This is a genomic window from Alkalicoccus saliphilus (genome assembly GCF_003044065.1).
Taxonomy (GTDB): Bacteria; Bacillota; Bacilli; order Bacillales; family Salisediminibacteriaceae; genus Alkalicoccus; species Alkalicoccus saliphilus.
On sequence record NZ_PZJJ01000025.1, the window covers coordinates 1 to 21,528 of the forward strand.

Annotated in this window: 24 protein-coding genes, 2 pseudogenes and 1 riboswitch; of the genes and pseudogenes, 8 read left to right on the forward strand and 18 right to left on the reverse strand. The window is 45.8% G+C overall.

All coding sequences use genetic code 11. The annotated features are described in order from the left end of the window. Positions 1–417: hypothetical protein (locus C6Y45_RS17625; RefSeq protein ID WP_218017817.1), on the forward strand; the 417-nt coding region annotated here is incomplete at its 5' end. Between the two features lie 106 nt (positions 418–523). Here the strand turns inward: C6Y45_RS17625 and C6Y45_RS13115 are convergent. From C6Y45_RS13115 to C6Y45_RS13130, 4 genes are all read right to left on the reverse strand, one after another. Next, positions 524–751 carry a hypothetical protein gene (locus tag C6Y45_RS13115; protein WP_107585685.1) on the reverse strand — a complete coding sequence of 76 codons (228 nt, stop codon included), beginning with the start codon at positions 749–751 and terminating at the stop codon, positions 524–526. A 140-nt stretch (positions 752–891) separates the two neighbouring features. Continuing rightward, positions 892–1,155 (reverse strand): hypothetical protein, encoded by a 264-nt coding sequence (locus C6Y45_RS13120; protein WP_107585686.1) that lies wholly within the window; start codon positions 1,153–1,155, stop codon positions 892–894. A 105-nt stretch (positions 1,156–1,260) separates the two neighbouring features. Next, positions 1,261–2,085, reverse strand: a complete 825-nt coding sequence (locus C6Y45_RS13125; RefSeq protein ID WP_107585687.1) for a GvpL/GvpF family gas vesicle protein — start codon at positions 2,083–2,085, stop codon at positions 1,261–1,263. A 27-nt stretch (positions 2,086–2,112) separates the two neighbouring features. Further along, the gene (locus C6Y45_RS13130) at positions 2,113–2,745 is read right to left on the reverse strand and encodes a TetR family transcriptional regulator (RefSeq protein WP_107585688.1); all 633 of its coding nucleotides are present in this window, start codon (positions 2,743–2,745) and stop codon (positions 2,113–2,115) included. Positions 2,746–3,021: 276 nt separating this feature from the next. Here C6Y45_RS13130 and C6Y45_RS13135 point away from each other — a divergent pair. Continuing rightward, positions 3,022–3,579, forward strand: a pseudogene (locus tag C6Y45_RS13135) (DUF4256 domain-containing protein). 268 nt (positions 3,580–3,847) lie between these two features. On the opposite strand, the gene C6Y45_RS13140 reads toward C6Y45_RS13135, so the two are convergent. From C6Y45_RS13140 to C6Y45_RS13170, 8 genes are all read right to left on the reverse strand, one after another. Continuing rightward, positions 3,848–4,171 carry a hypothetical protein gene (locus C6Y45_RS13140; protein WP_107585689.1) on the reverse strand — a complete coding sequence of 108 codons (324 nt, stop codon included), beginning with the start codon at positions 4,169–4,171 and terminating at the stop codon, positions 3,848–3,850. Positions 4,172–4,192: 21 nt separating this feature from the next. Continuing rightward, the gene (locus tag C6Y45_RS13145; RefSeq protein WP_107585690.1) at positions 4,193–4,747 is read right to left on the reverse strand and encodes a DinB family protein; all 555 of its coding nucleotides are present in this window, start codon (positions 4,745–4,747) and stop codon (positions 4,193–4,195) included. Between the two features lie 11 nt (positions 4,748–4,758). Beyond that, positions 4,759–5,712, reverse strand: a complete 954-nt coding sequence (locus C6Y45_RS13150) for a BMP family ABC transporter substrate-binding protein (protein ID WP_160058376.1) — start codon at positions 5,710–5,712, stop codon at positions 4,759–4,761. Between the two features lie 92 nt (positions 5,713–5,804). Beyond that, complete coding sequence (locus C6Y45_RS17630; protein ID WP_160058378.1) at positions 5,805–5,975, reverse strand: hypothetical protein; 171 nt, start codon at positions 5,973–5,975, stop codon at positions 5,805–5,807. Between the two features lie 34 nt (positions 5,976–6,009). After that, entirely contained in the window at positions 6,010–6,246 is a 237-nt protein-coding gene (gene moaD, locus C6Y45_RS13155) for a molybdopterin converting factor subunit 1 (RefSeq protein WP_107585692.1), read from the reverse strand. Next, positions 6,243–6,713 carry a molybdenum cofactor biosynthesis protein MoaE gene (locus tag C6Y45_RS13160; protein ID WP_107585693.1) on the reverse strand — a complete coding sequence of 157 codons (471 nt, stop codon included), beginning with the start codon at positions 6,711–6,713 and terminating at the stop codon, positions 6,243–6,245. The genes moaD and C6Y45_RS13160 overlap by 4 nt, the downstream gene beginning before the upstream one ends. Next, positions 6,656–7,174, reverse strand: coding sequence for a molybdopterin-guanine dinucleotide biosynthesis protein B (gene mobB / locus C6Y45_RS13165; protein ID WP_107585694.1), 519 nt, complete (start codon positions 7,172–7,174; stop codon positions 6,656–6,658). The genes C6Y45_RS13160 and mobB overlap by 58 nt, the downstream gene beginning before the upstream one ends. After that, the gene (locus tag C6Y45_RS13170; RefSeq protein WP_107585695.1) at positions 7,171–8,445 is read right to left on the reverse strand and encodes a molybdopterin molybdotransferase MoeA; all 1,275 of its coding nucleotides are present in this window, start codon (positions 8,443–8,445) and stop codon (positions 7,171–7,173) included. Before C6Y45_RS13170 ends, mobB begins: the two co-directional genes overlap by 4 nt. Positions 8,446–8,905: 460 nt before the next feature. On the opposite strand from C6Y45_RS13170, the gene C6Y45_RS13180 reads away from it, so the two are divergent. Next, positions 8,906–9,160, forward strand: a complete 255-nt coding sequence (locus tag C6Y45_RS13180) for a GlsB/YeaQ/YmgE family stress response membrane protein (protein WP_107585697.1) — start codon at positions 8,906–8,908, stop codon at positions 9,158–9,160. Between the two features lie 146 nt (positions 9,161–9,306). Here C6Y45_RS13180 and cls read toward each other — a convergent pair whose 3' ends face one another. Beyond that, positions 9,307–10,761, reverse strand: a complete 1,455-nt coding sequence (gene cls, locus C6Y45_RS13185) for a cardiolipin synthase (RefSeq protein ID WP_107585698.1) — start codon at positions 10,759–10,761, stop codon at positions 9,307–9,309. A gap of 278 nt (positions 10,762–11,039) precedes the next feature. Next, the gene (locus tag C6Y45_RS13190; protein ID WP_107585699.1) at positions 11,040–11,396 is read right to left on the reverse strand and encodes a DUF805 domain-containing protein; all 357 of its coding nucleotides are present in this window, start codon (positions 11,394–11,396) and stop codon (positions 11,040–11,042) included. A gap of 162 nt (positions 11,397–11,558) precedes the next feature. Beyond that, positions 11,559–11,659: riboswitch (guanidine-I (ykkC/yxkD leader) on the forward strand. 53 nt (positions 11,660–11,712) lie between these two features. Here C6Y45_RS13190 and C6Y45_RS13195 point away from each other — a divergent pair. Next, entirely contained in the window at positions 11,713–12,552 is an 840-nt protein-coding gene (locus tag C6Y45_RS13195; protein ID WP_107585700.1) for a DMT family transporter, read from the forward strand. Positions 12,553–12,633: 81 nt separating this feature from the next. Then, entirely contained in the window at positions 12,634–13,437 is an 804-nt protein-coding gene (locus tag C6Y45_RS13200) for an alpha/beta fold hydrolase (RefSeq protein WP_107585701.1), read from the forward strand. A gap of 108 nt (positions 13,438–13,545) precedes the next feature. Here C6Y45_RS13200 and C6Y45_RS13205 read toward each other — a convergent pair whose 3' ends face one another. After that, entirely contained in the window at positions 13,546–15,717 is a 2,172-nt protein-coding gene (locus tag C6Y45_RS13205) for a glycoside hydrolase family 16 protein (RefSeq protein WP_107585702.1), read from the reverse strand. 536 nt (positions 15,718–16,253) lie between these two features. Here C6Y45_RS13205 and C6Y45_RS13210 point away from each other — a divergent pair. Continuing rightward, a complete protein-coding gene (locus tag C6Y45_RS13210) occupies positions 16,254–16,862 on the forward strand; it encodes a serine/threonine protein kinase (RefSeq protein WP_107585703.1) in 609 nt (202 codons plus the stop codon). 268 nt (positions 16,863–17,130) lie between these two features. Here the strand turns inward: C6Y45_RS13210 and C6Y45_RS13215 are convergent, their stop codons facing one another. From C6Y45_RS13215 to C6Y45_RS13225, 3 genes and pseudogenes are all read right to left on the reverse strand, one after another. Beyond that, positions 17,131–18,069, reverse strand: coding sequence for a ring-cleaving dioxygenase (locus C6Y45_RS13215; RefSeq protein WP_107585704.1), 939 nt, complete (start codon positions 18,067–18,069; stop codon positions 17,131–17,133). A gap of 73 nt (positions 18,070–18,142) precedes the next feature. After that, complete coding sequence (locus C6Y45_RS13220; protein ID WP_107585730.1) at positions 18,143–18,580, reverse strand: MarR family winged helix-turn-helix transcriptional regulator; 438 nt, start codon at positions 18,578–18,580, stop codon at positions 18,143–18,145. A gap of 186 nt (positions 18,581–18,766) precedes the next feature. Next, positions 18,767–19,774: pseudogene (locus C6Y45_RS13225) on the reverse strand (FtsX-like permease family protein); the annotation flags it as partial. 409 nt (positions 19,775–20,183) lie between these two features. On the opposite strand from C6Y45_RS13225, the gene C6Y45_RS13230 reads away from it, so the two are divergent. Continuing rightward, the gene (locus C6Y45_RS13230; RefSeq protein ID WP_107585706.1) at positions 20,184–20,897 is read left to right on the forward strand and encodes a hypothetical protein; all 714 of its coding nucleotides are present in this window, start codon (positions 20,184–20,186) and stop codon (positions 20,895–20,897) included. A gap of 66 nt (positions 20,898–20,963) precedes the next feature. Next, positions 20,964–21,395 (forward strand): tubby C-terminal domain-like protein, encoded by a 432-nt coding sequence (locus C6Y45_RS13235; protein ID WP_425427870.1) that lies wholly within the window; start codon positions 20,964–20,966, stop codon positions 21,393–21,395. Positions 21,396–21,528: the final 133 nt, after the last annotated feature.

A 21,528-nucleotide genomic window follows, 5' to 3' on the forward strand; every position in this document is an offset into this window, starting at 1 on the left:
CCAGGCGTCCCGACGACTTCCCTTCCCTTCTACAAAAAAAGCGTAGCACAAACCATGGCCTTGGTTTGTGCTACTAATGTTAGTATGTTTCCGGGCGGGCCGGCTTCAGCTAATTTCTTCCTCCCAATGCTCGGAAGAAATGGATCTTCTGCTCGTCCTATCTCGCCTCGGAGTCGCCTGCTGCAGCTCCAACAGGAAAATAAAAAGAAGGTTTCTCTTCTAAAAAATGTGTTGATTCCGTCCTTTCTTCCATTCAGGAGAGGCTTTTTCCTCCGAAACGACCGGCGGGGACGCCGGTGGGATAAAGCGAAGTCAGAAGATCCTTTTCCATGGCCGAAGGGCAAACAGCTGATGACGAGCCCCACGGCAAGCTTCCGCCGGGGAGTGCAGGAGAAAGCTGTACGCTCAGAAGAATAATTATTCTGAAATTAAGACTTAATCAACACTCTCTTTTTCAGGCTGTCTCTATGAATCTTTTGAGACAGTCCCGCTCTTCAAATTCAAACTTCTAAACTGATCCAGATCACCGGCGGTCTTTTGGCAGGCGGTTAACGGATTCTCTTTTTCCTTCGCTCTCATTGCTTCCGGGAATCCCTGCCCTGGCACGAAAAACCGTCTCTTTCTTTAATACAGGGCGTTTTCCTCCGAGGTTGATTTCTTTTTCTTCCGACCTCATAACTGTTGATTCATCCTGCTTTTTTAAATCTGAGATCAGCTGCTTCATATCACGAAAAAAATCTCGTTTATTCACAACGCATCCTCCTTCCTCTTTGCCCTTCTTGTTATTCTTTACCCGGGGCCAAAAGGAGTTAAGCAGAGGAAGATATATCTGTACAGAAAAAGCAGCGTTAGGAAATTCCTAAAAAAAACCGGCACGGCGGCCGGACTTTTTTATTTTTCCTCTTTATCATTCAGCCGTTTTTCTTCCGTATGCTGCACATTAACGACGTTTTGTTCCTTGTCCTTTGCCGCCTGCAGCTCTTCTTTATCGGGGAGCCCGACACGCATAGTAAAAGCGGATTCTGTTTTAACTTTTACTGTTTTGCCGCCTATCGTCATTTCAGTTTCCTCTTCTCGTACGGAAGCTGACTTATCCTGTTTATCCAGATCAGTGAGCAGTTTGGAGATGTCTTTGAAAAAATCGCCTGAAAGCATAATTTTTCCTCCTTATTTATTTGAAATACCAAGATCAACCCTCTCCTCCAGCGTACATAAAATTTTCCTGAAACGTACCATTTCTTTTTTAGAGTAATTCTGCCATTACGCTTTCTCTTTTTTCGCAAAGTTCGAGAAGTGGAACGGCGGCCATGGACCAGTGATTTCAAAGGTAAAATCCTCCGAGGCTTTCTGTTTCTCCTTTACAAGGTCAATCACTTGCTGGACATTTTTTTCCGGGATAAGATAAGCGGCGTTCCAGCACATATCGTCTTCCCGTTCGGTCAGTTTCTTTTCCCAGTTTTTCTTTACTTCATTATTTCTTGCCAGCATCTTTACTTCTTCATGAACCGTTTCACAGTAGGAAGTCAGCTCTCTTTCCGATACTTCCTGTATCAGCTTATCGAGCTTCTTTTTTTCAAAAAACTGTTTCCCGCGTGGGAGTTCAGCGATTTCTTTCTGTTTTTCGGTAATTTCCGGGCTGTTTTTCCCGGCAGCCTTGGAAAACATCTCTTTATCCGTATAAATTTTAATGCTCCACTCTTCGTTTCCGGCCAGATCACCGAACACTTCACGGATATTCTGACCGTACCCTGTTACAACGGAAGCGAGGCTTTCTTCGCTATTGTAAATTGTACCGAATTTCAGAGGGATAACGGTATACATTTCATGCAGTTTATTTGTCAGCTGGTGATGATGGAACGCTTTCTTCTGAAGCCACTTCATATCTTCCACATTTTTCTGGAGAGCCTCTTCACTGAATTCCTCCGGTCTTACACGACTTGTAACTACGGTAATGTCATCAAACGTATGATAATCAACCATATAATTTTCATCCATGCCATTCATTTCTTCTGACTGCTTTTCACTGTATTCCTTTGTCGGGATAAATCCGTAAACATAAATTAGTGTATCTGGTACTGCGGCCATAATAATTCCTCCAGTTTCGTATCGTTGTTATCCTGATTTTTCATTCGGATGGGTAAGCTGCGCCCCCCATATATCAAGTACAGACATAAGTACGTCTTCCGCGTCCGGGATTAGTTCAAACTCCGTGTCGTCTCTCACCCATTCAGCAAGGAGTCCAGAAAGCATCCCCACAAAAGCAAGAGCACCGGACTCCGGTGACCACGGAACAGAAAATGACGACCGTTCCTGAGCGCTTCGAAGTACCTCGGTCAGCACTTCCCTCGCCCGCTGTTCGGGCGATTTCCCCCCTGCCGATTCCCGTTCCCCACTGTACTCAAATTTAAAGACGATTTTCGTGAGTTTTCGGAGTTTCGGGTTGTCCTGAAATTCACGGAGCGACTTCCGAAGCGTATCAGCGAGGGCCAGCAGTGGATCCTGACAGCTGTCAGAGATCATCAGGTTGTGCAGGTGCTCCATCGGCATTTCGATTCGCGAGCGAATTTCCAGCAGAAGCCCCTGCTTGTTTTTAAAGTGCCAGTGTACCGCTCCTCGGGTGACCCCGGCAGCAGCTGCAATGTCTTCCAGCGAAACATTTTCATAGCCGTGTTCGCTGAAAAGATCTTCCGCTGCCCGGGTGATCGCTTCTTTTGTCTGTTCAGTTTCCGCTTTCGTTTTCCTCAACGCTTTTCACCACCGATCCTTTATATGTCATATGTTACATACATTCCGTATGTTTGTAAAATTATTGTACCCGCTCTCAGCAATGAATACACTTTAACTTATAGTCATAAAAGATAACCAGTGAAAAGCAATAAAACAGAAGCTTCCAGTCTTTTTAAATATAATAATGATCCCCACTCCCCCGCAGTGGTGTTCCTCAATATTTAAGCAGGATGCATGGCTTGTTTTTCAATATTATTTTCCACTTTCCGGAAGAAGCGTTTATACTGAAAGAAAATGAGCTCGGAAAAGGAGGAGAATTTTATGAAAGAATTTTTCGCTCTGATGGAGAAGCGTTTTGAAAAAAACAGCCACCGCCACCCGGATGTTCTATGGCAGGATGTACAGGAAAAGCTCGAAATAAATCCAGAAAAAATCCTTATACTTCAGGAAATGGAAAACACCGGAGGAGAACCGGACGTACTCGGCACTGTCACACCTTCCGGGAAGTTTATGTTCTGTGACTTTTCCGCAGAGAGTCCTAACGGACGTCGGAGCGTCTGCTATGACAAGGAGGCACTTGCCTCACGAAAAAAATACAAACCTAAAACGAGTGCATTGGAAATGGCCGAATCTATAGGGATAGAGCTGTTGACGGAAGATCAGTACCGTGAACTTCAGAAAGTGGAAAAAGTAGACCGAAAAACGTCGAGCTGGGTCCAGACTCCTTCTTCGATCAGGGAAAAATGAGGCGCTCTATTCTGCGACCGCCGTTACGAGGAGGTTTTTGTTTATCACAATGGAGCTGAGTCCTACTACAGCATACGAGGATTCCGGGGATGCTTCTATGTTTGATGCGCCCACATTTGCATAGTTGTGAAGAATGGGCAGTTTAATAAATCGTTTATTAAATCTCATAGTAAAGTTTAAGGACGAGGTCTGAAAAAACTTCGCTCCGCCCCCATCCACAGAGCCTTATTAAATTGTGGGCTCTGCACTAAAAAATCCGCTTTGATTTTTAAAGAATTTCAATTGTGCACCCGGTATTCTACATTGAGAATATGGTGTGCCGTGGTAAAAATGCCGCATAAAGAAACCACCCCCGGCAGCGGAGGTGGTTTCTTTAGTCTTCTTCGTTCAGCGTATCCATAAGCATGACGAACATATCGTCAACGCGCTGGACGAGGGCAGCTTCCTGATCGTTCGCCGGTTCGTATTTTTTCAGCTCCTCACACGTTTCGAGGAAGTTTTCTACATCCTTTGTACCGAGCTGGGCAATGGCACTGTAGGAGAGCAGCTTGATGTTCGGCTTTGTTTCCGAGTGAAGCATCGGCACGAGCGGATCAAGCAGCTGCTTTGCTTTTGCGTAGTCCTTCGCGTGTACTGCTTCATAGCCGCTGATTACCCGCTGGGCGAGTTTATTCATCGCCTGTTTATTTTGTGACAATCGAACACGTCCTTTCGAATTTTAAAGGGAAAGATACGGGCTGTTGAAATGATCCCACTTTTCCCGCTGGCCGTTTATCCACGTCTGCAGCATATACATCTGGCCGAGATGATAGCTTTCGTGGTAAAGCAGATGATACAGTACCCACTCCGGTGAGTAAACCTCTTCGCCTTGTCCACCGGCCACAGTCAGATCAGCCCGCCGGAATTCCTGATCCGACAGGGCGTAGTAAAACTCACGCGTCTGGATACGGGATTCCCCGAGCCTCGCTAACAGGAAGCTTTTTTCCACCGAGTCCGGGCAGCTGATTTCCTGCTTTTCTTTGAAATGAAACCTTTCACGGTCTTCGTCGGTAATGCCACTGTCCCGGAGAACCATCTGGTTCCACCACCATTCTATCTGGGACAGGTGCAGCGCATAGGCAGCGATTGTCGGGAAATCATGCACTTGATGGTGCATCGTCTCTTCGTCCATTCTGCCGAGAAGATCGAGAAGGCGTTCCCTCGTCTGAATGACTCCTCCGAGCAGATGCATTGATTCTCTTGCGGATACTGGTGCGAGTGTGTATTCTTTCATAACAGTCCCTCCTATGTCTCCTGCTCATGCGGCAGAAGCCCGGTTTCCTTATATTCTTCGACTATATGTTCAAGCCACTCTTTTGTTTCTTCATCCACGGCTGGTCCGAATGCTCCAAGCGAAATAAAGCCGTCCTGAAAATCGACCCGCCGATTCCCGGGCTTAAGCGTACCGTCCACGTATTCTGAGGCGGTTTCTTCGTATAGCTTTTCGACGTGCTGAACAGTACTTGTCAGCACCATTTCGCCGTCGGAATCATTGTCTCCGAGATAACCGATCGTATAAATATCCGCTTTTTCGGCCTGCTCGATAATCTCCTGATGAAAGCCGTCTCCTGCAGCGTAAACTACATCCGTTTCATCGGGCAGATTCTTCAGATGAGAAAGTGCCGCTTCTCTATCGACCCAGCTTTCGGTAAACCGGAGCGCTATCTCAGTGCCGGACTGCTGATAATCCGCCCCATCAGCAAAACCATGGATTTCCGGCTGGTAAGGATAGGCCCCGACAGCGGCAATACGGCCTGTCTCCGACTGCTCTGCCGCAAGCATCCCGGCAAAATAGCCCATTGCATAGCCCTCAAAATGCACGCTCGTAATGTTTTCTCCGGAAACGGGTTCATTAAAAGTCACAAAATGAACGTCGGGATACGTATCTTTTAAGTTCATAAACATGTCTGCATACACGGCCCCATGGCCGAATAGAAGGGATACTCCTTCCTCCTCCAGCTCTCTGACCGCCTGTCTCACATCACCCGGACTTTTCGTGTTTTCCCGGATATGAACCTCCGCTCCGAAGTCCTCTTCCAGACGGTGAACCGCTTCATAACCTCTTTCATTCCATTCCTGCTGCCCGGCTTCGTATGTCAGCAGCAGGCCGATTACAAGCTCCTCGTCTTCCGCAGCCTGAGTGCAGGCCGTCAGCGGCAGGAAAAGAAACAAAAGCAGTAGGATGCCTTTCCCATTCACTGGCCTCATCACCCCCGCTGATCTTTCTTTTTCGCTCTTCTATAAATGTATTCGACAAAGGTGGAAAGTTTCCTACCTGAACCGGTTCTTTTTTATGAATGCTGATTTTTTGTAAACGCCATGTAGCTCCATTCGCAGAGAATTCCTCCCCCAAGCGCTGCAACGACGGCTACTTCTGTCGGGACATCCGTACCGAGATCAAGCAGAAGATACAGAGCCAGTGCCGTCACTGAAAAAATAGCTACTCCTATTACCAGTCTCATGGGACGCCTCCTTCCTGCACACTGCTTCTATGGATCATCCGCCCGATACCGGCGGTATAAACGCCACAGTGTCACCCGTCCGTACAGTTTCGTCATTGCCCGCAAATTCTTCATTTACCGCTGTCATCGCAAATTCTGCCTGATGAAGCTGCGGGTACGTTTCTTTCACTTTTTCCCGGATGTTTTTTACAGTTGTTTCTTCAATCTCCCATGTCATCTGAGGCGTACCTGCAGCTTCTTTCATCCCCGCAAAAAAATAAATCGTAATCATGATGTTCCCTCCTCCGGGCCTTTCTCGTTATAAGCTGTCTGTTCCAGCTGGTCACCGATCCACTCGGAACCGTCCTCCCAGTGCTCTTTTTTCCAAATCGGCACGATTTCCTTGATTCTTTCAATCGCATAACGGCTCCCCTTGTAGGAAGCATCCCGGTGCGGCGAAGATACAGCTATGACGACTGCAATATCGGAAATATCGAGTTTTCCAATACGATGGGCAATCGCTACCCGCGAATCTTTATTTTCTGCTTCAATTTCTCTGCCGATCTGCTCAAGCTTTTTTTCGGCCATGGATTTATAAGCCTCATAGGTGAGCGACAACGTCCGTTTCCCTTCCGTGAGCTCCCGTACGGTACCGATGAATGTATTGACAGCGCCCGCTTCCGGGCGGATCACCTGCTGAATCAAAGGTGACGGGTCGAGCGGTTTTTCGGTGATGTAATAATTGCGCTTTTGTTCCATAATAATCCTCCGAGTTGATCAATGTTATCCTCCAGGTCTTCCCACGAAAAATCAGGACTTAATGCAGCGGGTCCCACAACAGCTGTTACATTCGTAAGTGTTTCAGCGTCTTCTGCTTCCCTCAGCGTGACGACTTTTGGATACGTTTCACGTTTAAACCCTTCCACTATTACGAGTTCCATTCCTAAAAGCCTATAGATTGCCAGCAGGCTGTTCAACGAAAGTGCACGATCGATATTTATCTGTGTTTCTCCTGCTCCGGTCAGTGCAGAAGCTTCTGCACCGGCCCTCCGGTGTTCCGCGGTGTCTGTGCTGCCACTGTCGAGATAAAGCGGCACGTCTTTTCCGTGATGCTTTACTGCTGCCGTCCGGATACCTTTTTCGGAGGCCCAGCGGACGAGCATGTTAGTCAGTGTCGTTTTTCCGGTGTTTGACCAGCCGGTAACTTGAAAAACTCTCACGTCTGCTCCTTAACCGGCTCCTGAAATTCTGCGGCTCCGTCACTTCTCAGCATAAACACCGTCACCGGGTCGCCTTTTTCATAGCCGCGCGTACCTCCCGGCAGGACAATTAACGCATTCGACTGCGCAAGGGATGTGACGACCTGTGACTTATCAAGCCCGGCAGGTACAGCATGCAGCTTTCCTTTATAGAAAAAAGCATGTCCGCGGACAAAACGTGTAAAAGGATTCGGTTTCGGAAAACTTTTTCCAAGTACAGCATCTGCCTGCTGCAAAAACGGTTTCTGAGCTCCCATTGCGGCTTTCAGCCACGGTGCGGCAAACAGTTCAAATCCGACAAAACAGGCAGAAGGATTCCCGGAGAGACCAAAGAGAGGCTTCTCCCCCTGGAAAGCAACGGTCGTCACACTTCCCGGGCGCATCGCGACTTTATTAAAAAGCACTTCTGCTTCAAGCTTTTCGTAAACAGCCGGAAGAAAATCAAAGTCTCCGACAGATACTCCACCGGTCGTAATTAACGCGTCCACATCTTCAAGTACCCCGGAAATTTTGGATAGACATAAATCAAATTCATCCGGAAGCTGTCCGTAGTACACAGCCTCTGCCCCGGCTTCCTTCAGCTGCTCGACGACCATCGGTGCGTTGCTGTTACGGATTTTTCCCGGCTCGAGTGGATCACCGGGCTCGAGAAGTTCTGTGCCGGTCGCAAATACACCGACAACAGGCTTTTTTCTTACCTGAACGTTGGAGTAGCCGAATGTAGCAAGTGCTGCAGTAATTCCGGCATGCACGCGCTCGCCGCCGGGAAGGACTTCCGCCCCTTTCTGCATTTCTTCTCCTTTTTTCACGACGTTGTCTCCCGGTTCAAACGGGCGGGTAATTTGTATTTCCTCATCGGACAGTTCTTTTGTCAGTTCAAACATGATGACCGCGTCTGTTTCCTGCGGCATAATCGTACCAGTCATGACACGGACCGCTTCTCCCGGCCGGGGCGTTTTTGTGGCAACATGCCCTGCCCCGACCGTCTCAATGACGCGAAGAGTTACAGGGTTCTCACGTCCGGCGTTTTTCGTATCTTCTGCACGGACCGCAAACCCGTCGTACGGGGACCGGTCAAATGGCGGCACCGCTTCATCTGCCGTAATCGGCTCTGCCAGCCATCGTCCTCCCGCCTGCTCCAGCCGGACGGTTTCTGTTTCTGCTGTATGTATCCGTTCCATAACCCGTCCGACGGCGTCAGACACCGGAATCGGCTTTCTTTTCTCGACCATTCCCATCACACTCCTCTTTCTTCCTATTTTAGCAAAAGCACGTGCGATTCTAAAACGTTTCGTGAAAACAGTTTCTAACGAAGATCCCCCAGGCTGCGACAAGAATTTTAAAAGTCGGAAAAAGTATATCTGACCGGCATTTTATTTAGTATAGTCTTTGTTAAAGCTTCGCAGTGATGAAAGGTGACTGCGGAGCTTTTTTACTTTCGCAAACTGCTTGTTTATTGTTCTGCGGAAAGAATTATTTCTTGAGAAAAAGTTCGGTAAAGAAAAAATCTTTTATAAAAACATGTGCCGGGAATTGGATCAAAAGCCCTCCTCTGGAAACAGCAGCAACCCCCTTCAGAATAGAAAATGTATTTTTTTCATCAAAAGTATGATTGAAACCTGGTTCCTCCGGGTACACTAACCATGTGCCATTATTTTATAATTATTTCATTTTAGAAGAGGAGGATGTTTTATGGGCTGGATTATTACATTAATTGTCGGAGGTATCATCGGGTGGCTTGCCGGTGTTATTTTAGGCAAGAACGTTCCATTTGGTATTGTCGGTAATATTATTGCCGGACTTGTCGGTGCGTCTATCGGTAACTCACTTGGTCTCGATATTGGACCATCACTGGGCGGCGTAAGCATTATCGGCGGTCTGCTCGGCGCGATAATTCTTATTTTAATTGTTTCCGTCATTATGAAAGCGATCGGCAGCAAAAAATAAGCAAAGTGCATGAATCGAACCTCCTGCGGTTTTTAATCCGCAGGAGGTTTTTTGTGTTTATCCCATCGAAAATTAGAGCTGTGCTTAAAGACTCTGAAAGTCCTTTCCTTTCATTTCTCTAAGATACGCACCGCCCCTTTCCCGCTCTACAAAATAGGACTGAGGAGACTCGAAATGCCTTCTTTGAATTTTTCCGTCCACTTCCTCTCCGCGTACATTTCTTTTGTGAAGAGCCGGCTCCCTGCCGTGTCGGTTTCAAAGTGGGATTCCAGCTCCAGAGCCGTACGTTCGTTGTAGATTAAAGCGTTGATTTCAAAATTCAGCCGAAAGCTTCTTGCATCAAGATTAGTTGTCCCGACTGTGGAGACTTCACTGTCCACAACAAGTGTCTTCGCATGCAGGAATCCTTTTTCATAGAAGTACACTTTGGCCCCGTACTGAAGAAGCTCTCCGAGAAAGGACCTGGAGGCCCAGAAAACAAACGGATGATCCGGATTTCCCGGTATCATAATATTCATATTCACACCGGAAAGAAGTGCTGTGCGGCACGCATCCATGAAGCTTTTATCCGGAATAAAGTAAGGGGTCTGAATGTAAATATCATGTTCCGCTGACATAATAAGCTTAATCATCATATTTTTCAGATGCTCCGAGTGGGAATTCGGTCCGCTCGTTACAATCTGCATCGGAGAATAATCTTCGATCTGGTGACTCACAAACGCGAAAGTATCTTCTTTGTTTTTCCCGTTCCCGGCATAGTTCCAGTCGAAAATGAACCGCTGCTGCAGATCCGGCACGACGTCTCCCTCGATCCGAAGATGCGTATCACGCCAGTAGCCGAATCTTTTATCCTGCCCGAGGTATTCATTTCCTACATTAAATCCGCCGACGTAGCCGACTTTACCGTCAATAATGCATACTTTTCGGTGATTCCGGTTATTCAGACGCAGGTTGATAATACCGAGCAGCGGCGGAAAAAACACCCGGACTTCCCCGTTATTAGCTAGAAGATCCTTGAAATCTTTAAGTTTTAATGTTCTTGATCCGACTGCATCGTATAACAGCCTCACTTTTACCCCGGCCTTCGCCCGTTCAACCAGTGCCTCCAAAATCTTCCTGCCGAGAGAATCCCGTTTAATAATATAATACTGAATATTAATTTCATGCTGAGCACTTCGGATATCCTTCAGCAGGGCGGCGAATTTCTGCTCCCCGTCATGCAGAACCTGCGTTTTGTTCTGCAGACTGATCAGTGACTGGCTGGAGCGGAGGTTCAACTTAATCAGCTGTTCATATTTGTTTAAAAAAGCATCCTCCACTCCTGATTTTTTGTGGCGGATCTCTTCGATCTGCTGATCAACCTGCTGGTTGAAAAACGTCTGTTCTTCCACACTCAGGTTATAGAAGTTGTCTTTTTTCAGCTGTCTGCCGAAAAATAAATAGATAATAAAGCCAATTACCGGGAGGAAAAATAAAACGAGCAGCCACGCCCACGTCGTTGCTGCATCCCGGCGCTCAATAAATATAACGAAAACGGCGAGGAGAAAGTTCATGACAATAATAATGTTTAAACTCCACCCCAGCACGTAGGACCATTCCATAATTCTCTCCTTTCACAAATGAATCCGGACTTATTAATTTAAAACTGCATAAGTCCGGACCGGGCCGGCAGCACTCCTGCCACAAGAGTTCCTATTTGCTTTTCTGCGGCTTAAGCAGTGTGTAAAATACCGTGATCATTAATATCGCAATGACAATATATATCGGTTCATCCATAAGTGTCTCCATCTAAACAGCCTCCTCTTTTTACCTTTCTTCCAGTATAAAGAAAAATCCCGGATACGTCACCTGCAGGGAGGACGATTTCCGGGAAGTTCTTTTATGCTGCCGGCTGTTCTTTAGGATTCGGGCCGAACCGGTTGGCTCCTGCTTCACTGTCCTGGATAGCGAAAATTAAAAAGATAATCCATCCGATAAACGGGAGCAGTAAAATGAGCACCCACCAGCCGCTTTTATTCGTATCGTGCATTCTTCTGACCGCAACGGCGATACCCGGAATAAGCACTACGAGAGAATAAAGGCTGGAGATTACTGTCGGCAGGCCGATCAGCGTTTCAAGTATGGATAATACCATGAGAATCAGGAAATTTACGAGTACAAACATCCAATACTCTTTTCTTCTTGCTCTCGATTGAAAATCACCGAAGTTCTGCAGTACTTTAATATACCATTCCATGAGTGTTTCCTCCTTTCTGTATGTTTAATGCATTAGTAAATAACATCGTAAATGTATATATTTCACTTTTTGGAAATTATCAAACCAATATTCGTGTGCATTTTTCCCCAGGCCCTCCTGTTTGACGCCCAATGAAGAGTGTGATTGAATAAGAAGCAGAATAAACAGGTTTTCTAGGGTTCCGCAGCGCGGACAGAGCTGGTCCGGTCCGAGAGAAAACTCACAGTACTGCTGTGCCACGGAGGGATAAAAGCCCGGGAGATGACTAAATACATCTTCCGGGCTTTTTTATTGTCCGGACAGGGAGGAATTTAAAATGGCGTTATTATATGGGTTGATTACTGCGCTCGCATTCGGTGCGGGTGATTATATTGCGGGACAGGTAACAAAAAGAGTTCCGACATTGCTTGTCGTCTTATACGCCCAGGCATTCGGAGCAGTCGTGATGCTGCCCGCCGCGCTTGTAAGCGGTCATTCGTTAAGTGTTTCCGCGGTTATATGGGGGCTTCTCGGCGGCTTGTCACTCGGACTCGGGTTTCTATTATATTTTCATGCTTTATCACTGGGTAAAATGGGGGTCGTTTCCTCCATCGCAGGAATATTGTCTGCTGTCATTCCAGTAGCGGCCGGACTCTTAATCGGTGAACGCCCAGGGACAGCTGCTCTCGCTGCGATAGCTATGATTGTCTTATCGATTTTTCTTATTTCAAAGAAAGACGCAAACGGGAAGACCGGGGGGACGACTGTCAAAGTGCTGCTTCAGTCAGCGGCAGCGGGTGTGCTCCTCGGAGGCTTTTTTATTTTCCTTCATATTCCTGCTTCCGGAGAAAGTATGTGGACCGTCTTCTTCACTATGTCGGGCTCCTTTCTCGGTGTCGCCGTTTTACTTATCGTACGGCGCGCCGATATCCGGGTCAAAAAACAGGCATGGCCTTTCATTTTAGGGAATGGATTTTTACAGACGTTCGGAGCTGTCACGTATGTGGCCGGTGTCAATATCGGTCTTATGTCCATTGTCGCTTTAGCCGGCGCTCTTTCTCCGCTTTTCACCGTTATTTTTGCACGGCTTCTTATCCAGGAATATTTGAATAAATTTCAGATCAGCGGTATCCTCGTCGCGTTATCAGGAATTGCTCTGCTCGTTGTCACAACTTAACATCCCGGTGTATTAAACTTGCCCTCCACTCCAATATATGTAAACTATGAAGTAAATCTGTTTATATTGGGAGGGGAAGAAATGTTTTACGAACATGACGGAGGAAAATTGTTCTATGAAGCATTCGGAAGTGACAGCAGCCTGACATTAGTTTTTTTGCATGGCGTGGCGATGGACCACAAAACTTTCGATTCCCAGACAGCTGAACTTCAGCATCACTACAAAGTCATTACTGTAGACCTGCCTGCTCATGGTGAGTCTACTCCACTCGACCGGAGCCTCCCCTATTCTAAAACTTGTGCACATATCATCGCCGGCTTACTGGATCATTTAAAAATTGATAAGGCCATTTTCATCGGCCAGTCGCTTGGCAGTTTCATCGTTTCTCATGCTGCAGCTCTGCATCCGGAGAAAGTGCTGGCGACTATTCACATCGGCGGAGGCGGACTGTATCCTAAATCCAGCGCTCTATTAAAAGGCGTTAACCCGTCCATCGCCCCTTTCATTACGCTGTTACCAAATAAATATACGTTTAAAACGTTTGCCGACCATAAAGCATTAAAGCCTCATACGAAAGGTTATATGATCAAAACTGCCGCCACCACCGGCAAGTCTGTTATCATTCAGCTTACAAAAGCAATGATAACTGATATGACGGAAGGCACATCCGCGCCGATTCAGCAGCCCACCTTAATTTTGTATGGAGATCACGAAGCGGCCTATGTAAAACGGATGAACATCAAATTCCATGAAACGCTGAACAACAGCAGGCTCGTCGTGATCAAGGAAGCACACCACATTGCAAATCAGGATAATCCTGAAGCTTTTAATAAAGAAGTCATTTCCTTTATTAAAGATATAACAAAAGACCCTGTCTCCCTTTGAAAAGAAATATTTTTCTTTATTTTTCAGATCCACAGCAAAAAAATCGGTCATGACAAATTGTCATGACCGATTTTTTATATTTGTTAAAGTATTTCCTTCGGAGGATTTTTAGTTGTTATTTCCTCTACCGGCATGATCGGGCTTATTACCCCTCCCGGGATTTTCAGCGTGAGAGTTCCCTTTCCCTGCAGGAATGCTGATTTTTTCACCATTGCCTGTTTCCAGGTAAAGATTACCGTCTTCATCTTCCTTAAACGGAGCTCCTTTTCCAGGATGGGAAGGTTGTCCGCTCACGGGCTCGTCCACATCTTCTTCCTGACCCTCGTCGTTTCCTTTTTCCACTTCAACAATTCTTACATTGTCAAGATGAATGTCATAAGGAACATCGAGTTCCGGGTCGTCACCATCCCGCCCAAGACCAAACATCAAGGTAAATTCTCCAGGATTCACCACATTCACATACGTTTCGTACGATTGCATGTCATTTCCGACATCGAATGTATGAATGCCGGTACCGGACCCGGTTAACTCTACGCGCACATCCCTCTCTTCCTCGGAACGCATATCAAAGCCAATTTTATAAATACCTTCCGGAACCATGACATCCTGCATAAACTGAATGTGCCACCACTCCCAGCCTTCCTGGTTGACCGTTGCCTTCAGTTCATTATTCACGATAGAAAAGTCGGCTGCTCCTGCATACTGCTCATAATTTCCCATGTTAAATACGTTCCAGACAAGACCGTCATTTTCGTCACCGAATTCTGTGGTCGTATCGAACGTGCCGTCCTCGATCAGGTTATCTCCTGATTCGACCCAGTTGTCTGAATCATTCGGGTCTTCCGGTCCGGTCGATTCTCCGTCAATACCGACTTCAACAAGCCGGACATTGTCGATATGCATGTCATACGGAACGTCCAGCTCCGGATCATCGACGCCTTTACCTAATCCGAAAAGGAGTGAATAATCACCCGGCTGGGCCACGTCGATGTATGTTTCGTACGTTTCCATTTCCTCATTTACTTCAAATTCAATCTGGCGGTATCCGGCTCCGGTAAGCTCTGTGCGGATCGTCCGCTCTTCATCTGAGCGCATGTCGAATTCCAGTTTATACGTGCCTGCCGGTACCGAAACATCCTGCATCAGCTGAATATGATACCAGTTCCATCCGACCTGATTGACTGTGGCCTGCAGCTTGTTATCTACAATCGAAAAGTCAGCGGTCCCGCCATTCGGATCATGGTCAGCCATGTTGAACACGTTCCAGACCAGGCTGTCATTTTCATCACCGAATTCCGTCGTCGTATCAAACGTGCCGTCTTCAATCAGGTTTTCCCCGATTTCTTCCCAGTTTTTCGTTTCGTCTACTGGAGGAGGTCCATCATCTTCCGGCTCTCCGTTTTCATCCGGGTCTATCCATTCCCCTGGCGGTGGATGCTCAGCGTCGGCATCTTCATATACGCGGACGTAATCCACTTCCACCTGTCCCGGGAATTCCGTTGTTTCGTCTGGTTCTCCACCGTACCATCCGCCGACAGCAAGGTTTAGAATCATGTGAAATTCCTGATCAAACGGTGCTGGGTACTCTCCGTATTTCGTACCCCATTCTGTTTTCGTGGAATAAAGCTCATCGTTGACATACCAGCGGATTTCGCCGGGTTCCCATTCGATGGCATATTCATTGAAATCGGTCGTGGACTGCCCTTCCGGGAATTGATAAACTTCTTCACTGTAAGTATTTTGAGGCCATAGATCTCCATAGTGTATCGCTGCACCGACTTTATCGGTTTCTGAGCCCCGGTTTTCCATAATGTCGATTTCCCCGGATGCAGCCCAGCCGCCGTAAATATCGTCCTGCGGCATCATCCAGAATGCCGGCCAGTAACCCTGCCCTTCCGGAAGCTTCATACTTGCTTCAAAACGGCCGTAGGCCTGACTGAACGATTCATCTGTCAGTACTTTGCCGGAAGTATAATCATACTCCCCTTTATCGTCACCGACTGATTCCTCGCGGGCTTCTAAAATCAGCTTTCCGTCTTCCACCCGGACGTTATCTTCCTGATAGGACTGCAGCTCATTGTTCCCCCACCCTTCAATCCATTCGTCTCCGTCATAAAATCCATTACCGATGTCTATACGCCATTTGGATGTATCAAGCTGATTCCCCTCAAATTCATCCTGCCAAGTCATCTGCCAGTTGGGCTCATGCTCCTCAGCTCCCGCAGTGAACGGTACCGCAAGGGCTGATATAAGTACTGTACTGAACATTGTTTTCTTCATAACATTCTCCTTCCACAATTCTGATGAATTATTTTCTTTAAATTAGCACCGTGACCTCTTCTTCAAATCACCTCCACTGTATAGTAAACTATGTCTCCCCCCAAAAACTAAATCGATTTCGTAAAACTACAGAAAAAAGTCTTTGTTTTTGAAGAATCTTGTTTAAAGACATTATAAAATTTTAAAGAAAAATGTAATAAAACCTTGTATATCAATAAAATCCCGTAGTTTCACAAGATTGCAGATGGAACCTTGAGGCTATCTGCACCAGGATGAAATTCATAAAACATTATGTAGGAGGAGTAATTAACGAGAAATTACCGAAAGCGCTTTCGTATAATGTACAATGGATTAAATATTCTGTCAACTTTTCTTTTGATGGTTTTTTCTTTCGTTTCTGAAAACGGCTGCTTTGCTGGGAATACAATAAAAAGATTATGTGATTTGACGGAAAAGCTCTGTATATTTATGGAGACTAATATCTTCCGGATAAATAAAGGGTATATATAATAAAAAGAGGAGCGGCAGAAGATAAGATGAAAAGCCATAAGGAACTTGCGGAGCGTGTATACTATAGGAAAAAAGGAAACCGTTTTGTACTCGTTTCATCGGATCGGCGGCTTTCTCATATAGGTACGGGAAGAAGCGCCTGTGCTTTTCGAATTAACGGCACTGGACGGGTACTAAAAGTGTACTACCCGGACTTCCATCATATTGCGGAGGAAGAAGCCGATATATACAGGAAGCTGCATGAAATCCCTCATTTTCCAGTACTGCACGATGCAGGAGTCAATTATATAGTTGTTGACTACATTGAAGGAAGGACTTTTTTTCAATGCCTCACGGGCGGGGCCCCTATAAGAGAAAGTTTTATAACAGAAGTCGATAAAGCCCTCCAGGAGGTAAGGCACCGGAAGATGAACCCATCGGATATCCACCTTCACAATCTCATTCTTACTCCTGATGGCCAAGTGAAAATTATTGACCCCGCAAGATTTAACCAGCAGAAAAAGTGTACACAATGGGACGATTTAAAAACTGCTTACAGGAAGCTGTATTCTAAAAAGCTGTTCCCGAAAAAAATACCCGCTTTCCTGCTTGTTTCTATTAGTACGCTTTATAAACATAAATTGATTAAGGTATAAAAAGGAGGCGCTTATACATTAAACCAGCACAAGGCCCTGCTTTAAAGGGAACAATTACCCCACCTTCTCCACGGAAGGTTATCCTTATTTCTAAAGGAAATTAAAAGCCGTACGACGTCTTTTATTCGTCGTACGGCTCTACTGGTCAGCGATACTTTGCAGTAGGATAGCTTCCAAAAGAAGACTTAGAGAGACTAGAAAGTATGAGCAGAGTCATACTTCGTCTGAATCTATAAAAAAAGTGTGAACTGTTTCTCTTTCCTGATTTCTATTCAATCGGTGCCAGCTTTGCTTCAATTTCCTTCCTGCGGTCTTCGAGGAACGGCGGCAGGTCCAGCTGCTCGCCAAGGCTCTCTACGTCCCCATCAATGGTGAAGCCCGGCCCATCGGTGGCGATTTCAAACAGAATCCCGTTTGATTCCCGGAAATAAAGGCTTTTAAAATAAAAGCGGTCGACGATGCCTGAGTTTTGGAAGCCTTTTTTCTTCACCTCGTCCTCCCAGTAGGCGAGTTCCTCTTCGTTTTTAACGCGGATGGCAAGGTGGTGTATACTGCCGCGGCCCGGTTTTTCCGAAGGACCATCCTCGTATTTTACGACGATTTCTCCGAATGCTTCGCCTTCGACAGATTGATACACCGCTTCATCACCCGTCTGACTTACTTCCGTATATCCAAACATGCCGGTCAGCGTATCTGCCAGTTTATCTGTTCTTTTAACCGTCATCTCCACAGGACCCATCCCCTGAATCTGATGTTCTGCTGGTACATCTGATTTTTCCCACGCTGCCCAGTGCTTCACTTTTTCTCCCCCTGCAGCGATCAGAACGAGACGCAGCCCTTCCTCATCTTCCAGTTTCAGCGCCGGACGACCGGCGTACGTACTGATTTCATCATGGAATACCTCTTTTTCATCCAGCCGCTTCTTCCAGTAATGAAGACTTTCTTCGGAAGGAACGAGCAGACCAATTCTCGTAATCGCGTTCGTGCCACGGTGTGTTTTTCCGACCGGTGGAATTTCAAAAAAGGAGAGCTCTGTCCCCGGGCTTCCGGTTTTATCTCCGTAAAACAAGTGATACATGGATGGATCGTCCTGATTAACCGTTACTTTAACACGGCGCATGCCGAGCACGTCCCGGTAAAAGTGATTATTTTCCTGTGCACTTTTTGTAATCATAGAAATGTGATGATGCCCTGGAATAGTATACATAATACAGCCTCCTTCATTTTACTAATCAAGTGATGATGAAAAAATTAAAAACCGGCTCTTTTATAGGCAGTTTTTAATTTCTTGTTTTATTCTCCGTATTTTTCTGCAGCTTTGTCATCAGGTTATAGAGTGTTTTCTGCTCTTCTCCGGTCAGGCATTCGTTAACAAGAGTCGTTTGAAAAGCGAGCTGATGCTCAAAAACTTCCTCCATTTTCTTCTCTCCTTCCGCAGTGAGCGTAATCCATTTCGTTTTCCAGTCCTGCTTCCGCTGAATATACCCTTCCTTTTCCAGCCTCGCGAGCATACGTGAAATTCCGCCTTCTGACACCGTGACTTTTTCCGCCAGTCCGTTCTGGGTTACCGGCTGGTAAGTGGAGATTTGATTCAGCACATCAAACTGCGCCACGGTAATATCGAACGACTTTAAAAAATCATTGGAGAGCAGATTGCTCTGCTGGGTAAAGCGGGTGATCCGCAGCCAGATCAGTGAGCCGAGGGTATGTTTCTTCAAAAGCACTCACGCCCTTTCCTGACTATCACTTTACACGTCAACTGATAATAAGTCAATAAAACCCTCCTGTATTAGAGTCCTAAACCTTCCCCGGTTACACCCCCCACTCGAGCATTCTTCCTGTTACTATTTCCACCCTTTTATCCATCCCTGTTCCATTGAACTTCGAAAGCTGCAGCTCATTTACGATTCTTCCATGTGAAGCCTGATATTTTCAAGAAGCATGCCTTTAAAAATAAATGCAAAAGCCAGTCCAAGGATACATCCCGCTGCCGCAACTGCTGTATATTTGGCAAGATAGATCTTCTTTATATCCGAAATACGCAGACCTAATGCTTTCATAACTCCTATTTCACGGTAATCACCTTCAATTTTAGCAAGCAGCGTAAATCTTATACACAAAAAGGAAATAGCAACGACGAGTATACTTATTAAAAAAATAACGGCAATCATCATTCCGTCGGAAATTGCATTAATCGTCCGGAAAAGCGGGTACGTTATGGTCGGTCCGTTTGCTTCAATGCCGGCCGATACATAGTCCGATTCAAACTCCCCAAGTTCTGATAGATCATCTAATCGGAACTCAATCAAATATTCCATACTTCCGTTATTCTTTATTTCTGCAAAATCATTTTCACTGACAAGAAACCTCTTTGAGGAAGAGAGTGTAGAATTCATCTGCGAATCCCGAAGAAATCCCGCTACAGTAAATTCCTGTCCGCTCACCTCCACTGCATCTCCAACCTCTGCCGTATCATCTTTCATATAAGATATTGGCACATACAGTCCGCCGTCGTTTGCCTCTATTACATTGCCATCCAGATCCAGAAGAAAATCGAATTTTTCGCTCTGAACGGAAAAACCGTTGTCCTGAACGTTATCTACAAGAGATGTTTCATTTAATACTATCTCCGCACCTTCCACGTTCAAAAATTCAAGCACCTGGAATTCCTCGACCCGGCCGTTTTCTTCTGCGAAAGATATGAGCCGCCCGGTATCAATTTCACCCGAATGCATCTGCATAAAATGGGGAGTCTCTGCCTTTGTCATCAGCGTATCAATCGCTCCGGTTAGATTTACAACGAGTATCGCCGTGAGAGACACAAGCATAGCTGCGACAGCGACAAACATCATCGTCGTCAGCGAAACGAGTTTATTTTTTACAAGGTCATTTCGGATTATCTTTAAATACATAAGAGACCTCCTGTTTCCAGCTTTCTCCCCAGTTCTGCAGCCGGATCTTTTCCTTTGTCAGTATATATACTTCTATAGTACTCTATATTTCAGTTAATTATCTGATTAATCAGATAATTAACTGTAGGAAATAGTTGTTAATTGCTTAAAAATAACTTTTTTCTCAGTAAGGATCCGATAAAGCCGCTCTTTTTAGTGTTGGAAAGCTTCACTCCGGCCGATATAAGTATGGAAAAGCTGCAGTCGGTCTCAGATTAATATTCGAGTGCCCGGAAATAAATATAAAACCTTCTTTTAACGGCACACTCCTCTCATGTTCTTTCTGCTGCTTCACTGGTAAACTATAAGATAAAGGCAGTCAGCATTTCAGCTTCCAATCATCCACTTGACTATCGAAAGGATTTTTACGATGACAACAATTATTCCTTATATCGTCGGACTCGTATTCATCGCAATTCATTTCCTGGCCAATGCTTTTATTCCCTCCGGAAAAGTACAGCGCAAAAAATGGTTTTCTTTTTCCGGAGGTCTGGCCGTTTCTTATATTTTTGTTTATCTGCTTCCTACACTGCACCGAGAACAAATGAACATTGAAGATCCCTATTTGCATTTAACGATGGAATCGGAAATATATTTTGTCGGACTCCTCGGTGTCGTTGTATTTCTCGGCATTCAGATTCTGATCCGCCAGAACTATGTTTCCCACTTATCCTCCTTCTGGTCGGCGGTGGTTTTTTATGCTCTCTACAATGCGCTCGTTTCTTACGTTGTACTGTCGCTCGGCGTATCCGGGATTCAGGCTGTCTTCTACACATTTGCGATCGGCCTGCACTTTATTGCAGTAGCCCACGATCTGTGGCGGGAGTTTCCGGAGAAATACAATAAATACGGCCGGTACGTGCTGGGTGCAGGAATTGTGGCAGGGTGGATTTTCGCTTTAACGACGAACCTCGCACCGCTCATTAAATCTATTATTTTCGCTTTCGTTTCCGGAGCAATGATTTTTAACGTATTTAAACATGAACTGCCGAGCGATGAAGAAACCCACTTCCCGACATTTGCCGGTGCGGTGGTCATCTACTCAGCGATAACGATGTCACTGAAGTTCTTTTTTGAGTGGTAAAGAACCCCAGCCTCTTGGTCAGACTATTTTGTCTGTCATCTTCAGAAAGGAGTTGTCCGTATTAAAATATCATTTGCTCCACCTAAATATACGAGTTCAGTAAAGAAATTTGCTGTTTATGACTCCAATAAAATAGTATTCGGAAAGATGAACAGATACAGCGACAATTTTTTTCTGCATACTATCGGCCGGCATGTAACGAGAAGAGCTGTGCAGCATATCCAAATTAAAAGTGTGGCTGAGGAGCTTACTTATCAGTTAAAGGCACAGAATAAAGTGAAAAATTCAGTCTACGCGGCTGATTTTCTTATTTACAGAAACGACCGGGAAATCGGCAGCGCTTCGGAAGCAAAAATCGGGAATACGCTGTATTTTGCACTGGAGGGGCAGATGTATAAGGCACATTCGCCTGTTAACCGGTTCAAGGAGTTAAATTTTTATGCAGTGAAAAACGAAGAAGAGCTTTTCAAGGACGGGCCGAACGGCAGAACCCTGTAGATACGACGACTGTTGTTACTATATATGAAGAAAAAATGAAGCTCGACTCGCTGTTATTTGCAGGTGTCTCCTGGCTCCACAGTTCTTTGAAGTAAACACACAGTGCTGGCGAATAGAAAAAAACACAGCGGAA

Bases quoted from the DNA above. Each gene is read 5' to 3' on its own strand.
- C6Y45_RS13120 (WP_107585686.1), bottom strand. From the start codon at position 1,155: ATGCTTTCAGGCGATTTTTTCAAAGACATCTCCAAACTGCTCACTGAT.
- C6Y45_RS13125 (WP_107585687.1), bottom strand. From the start codon at position 2,085: ATGGCCGCAGTACCAGATACACTAATTTATGTTTACGGATTTATCCCG.
- C6Y45_RS13145 (WP_107585690.1), bottom strand. From the start codon at position 4,747: ATGAAAGAATACACACTCGCACCAGTATCCGCAAGAGAATCAATGCAT.
- C6Y45_RS17630 (WP_160058378.1), bottom strand. From the start codon at position 5,975: ATGAGACTGGTAATAGGAGTAGCTATTTTTTCAGTGACGGCACTGGCT.
- moaD (WP_107585692.1), bottom strand. From the start codon at position 6,246: ATGATTACGATTTATTTTTTTGCGGGGATGAAAGAAGCTGCAGGTACG.
- C6Y45_RS13160 (WP_107585693.1), bottom strand. From the start codon at position 6,713: ATGGAACAAAAGCGCAATTATTACATCACCGAAAAACCGCTCGACCCG.
- C6Y45_RS13170 (WP_107585695.1), bottom strand. From the start codon at position 8,445: ATGGTCGAGAAAAGAAAGCCGATTCCGGTGTCTGACGCCGTCGGACGG.
- C6Y45_RS13180 (WP_107585697.1), top strand. From the start codon at position 8,906: ATGGGCTGGATTATTACATTAATTGTCGGAGGTATCATCGGGTGGCTT.
- cls (WP_107585698.1), bottom strand. From the start codon at position 10,761: ATGGAATGGTCCTACGTGCTGGGGTGGAGTTTAAACATTATTATTGTC.
- C6Y45_RS13190 (WP_107585699.1), bottom strand. From the start codon at position 11,396: ATGGAATGGTATATTAAAGTACTGCAGAACTTCGGTGATTTTCAATCG.
- C6Y45_RS13195 (WP_107585700.1), top strand. From the start codon at position 11,713: ATGGCGTTATTATATGGGTTGATTACTGCGCTCGCATTCGGTGCGGGT.
- C6Y45_RS13200 (WP_107585701.1), top strand. From the start codon at position 12,634: ATGTTTTACGAACATGACGGAGGAAAATTGTTCTATGAAGCATTCGGA.
- C6Y45_RS13205 (WP_107585702.1), bottom strand. From the start codon at position 15,717: ATGAAGAAAACAATGTTCAGTACAGTACTTATATCAGCCCTTGCGGTA.
- C6Y45_RS13210 (WP_107585703.1), top strand. From the start codon at position 16,254: ATGAAAAGCCATAAGGAACTTGCGGAGCGTGTATACTATAGGAAAAAA.
- C6Y45_RS13215 (WP_107585704.1), bottom strand. From the start codon at position 18,069: ATGTATACTATTCCAGGGCATCATCACATTTCTATGATTACAAAAAGT.
- C6Y45_RS13230 (WP_107585706.1), top strand. From the start codon at position 20,184: ATGACAACAATTATTCCTTATATCGTCGGACTCGTATTCATCGCAATT.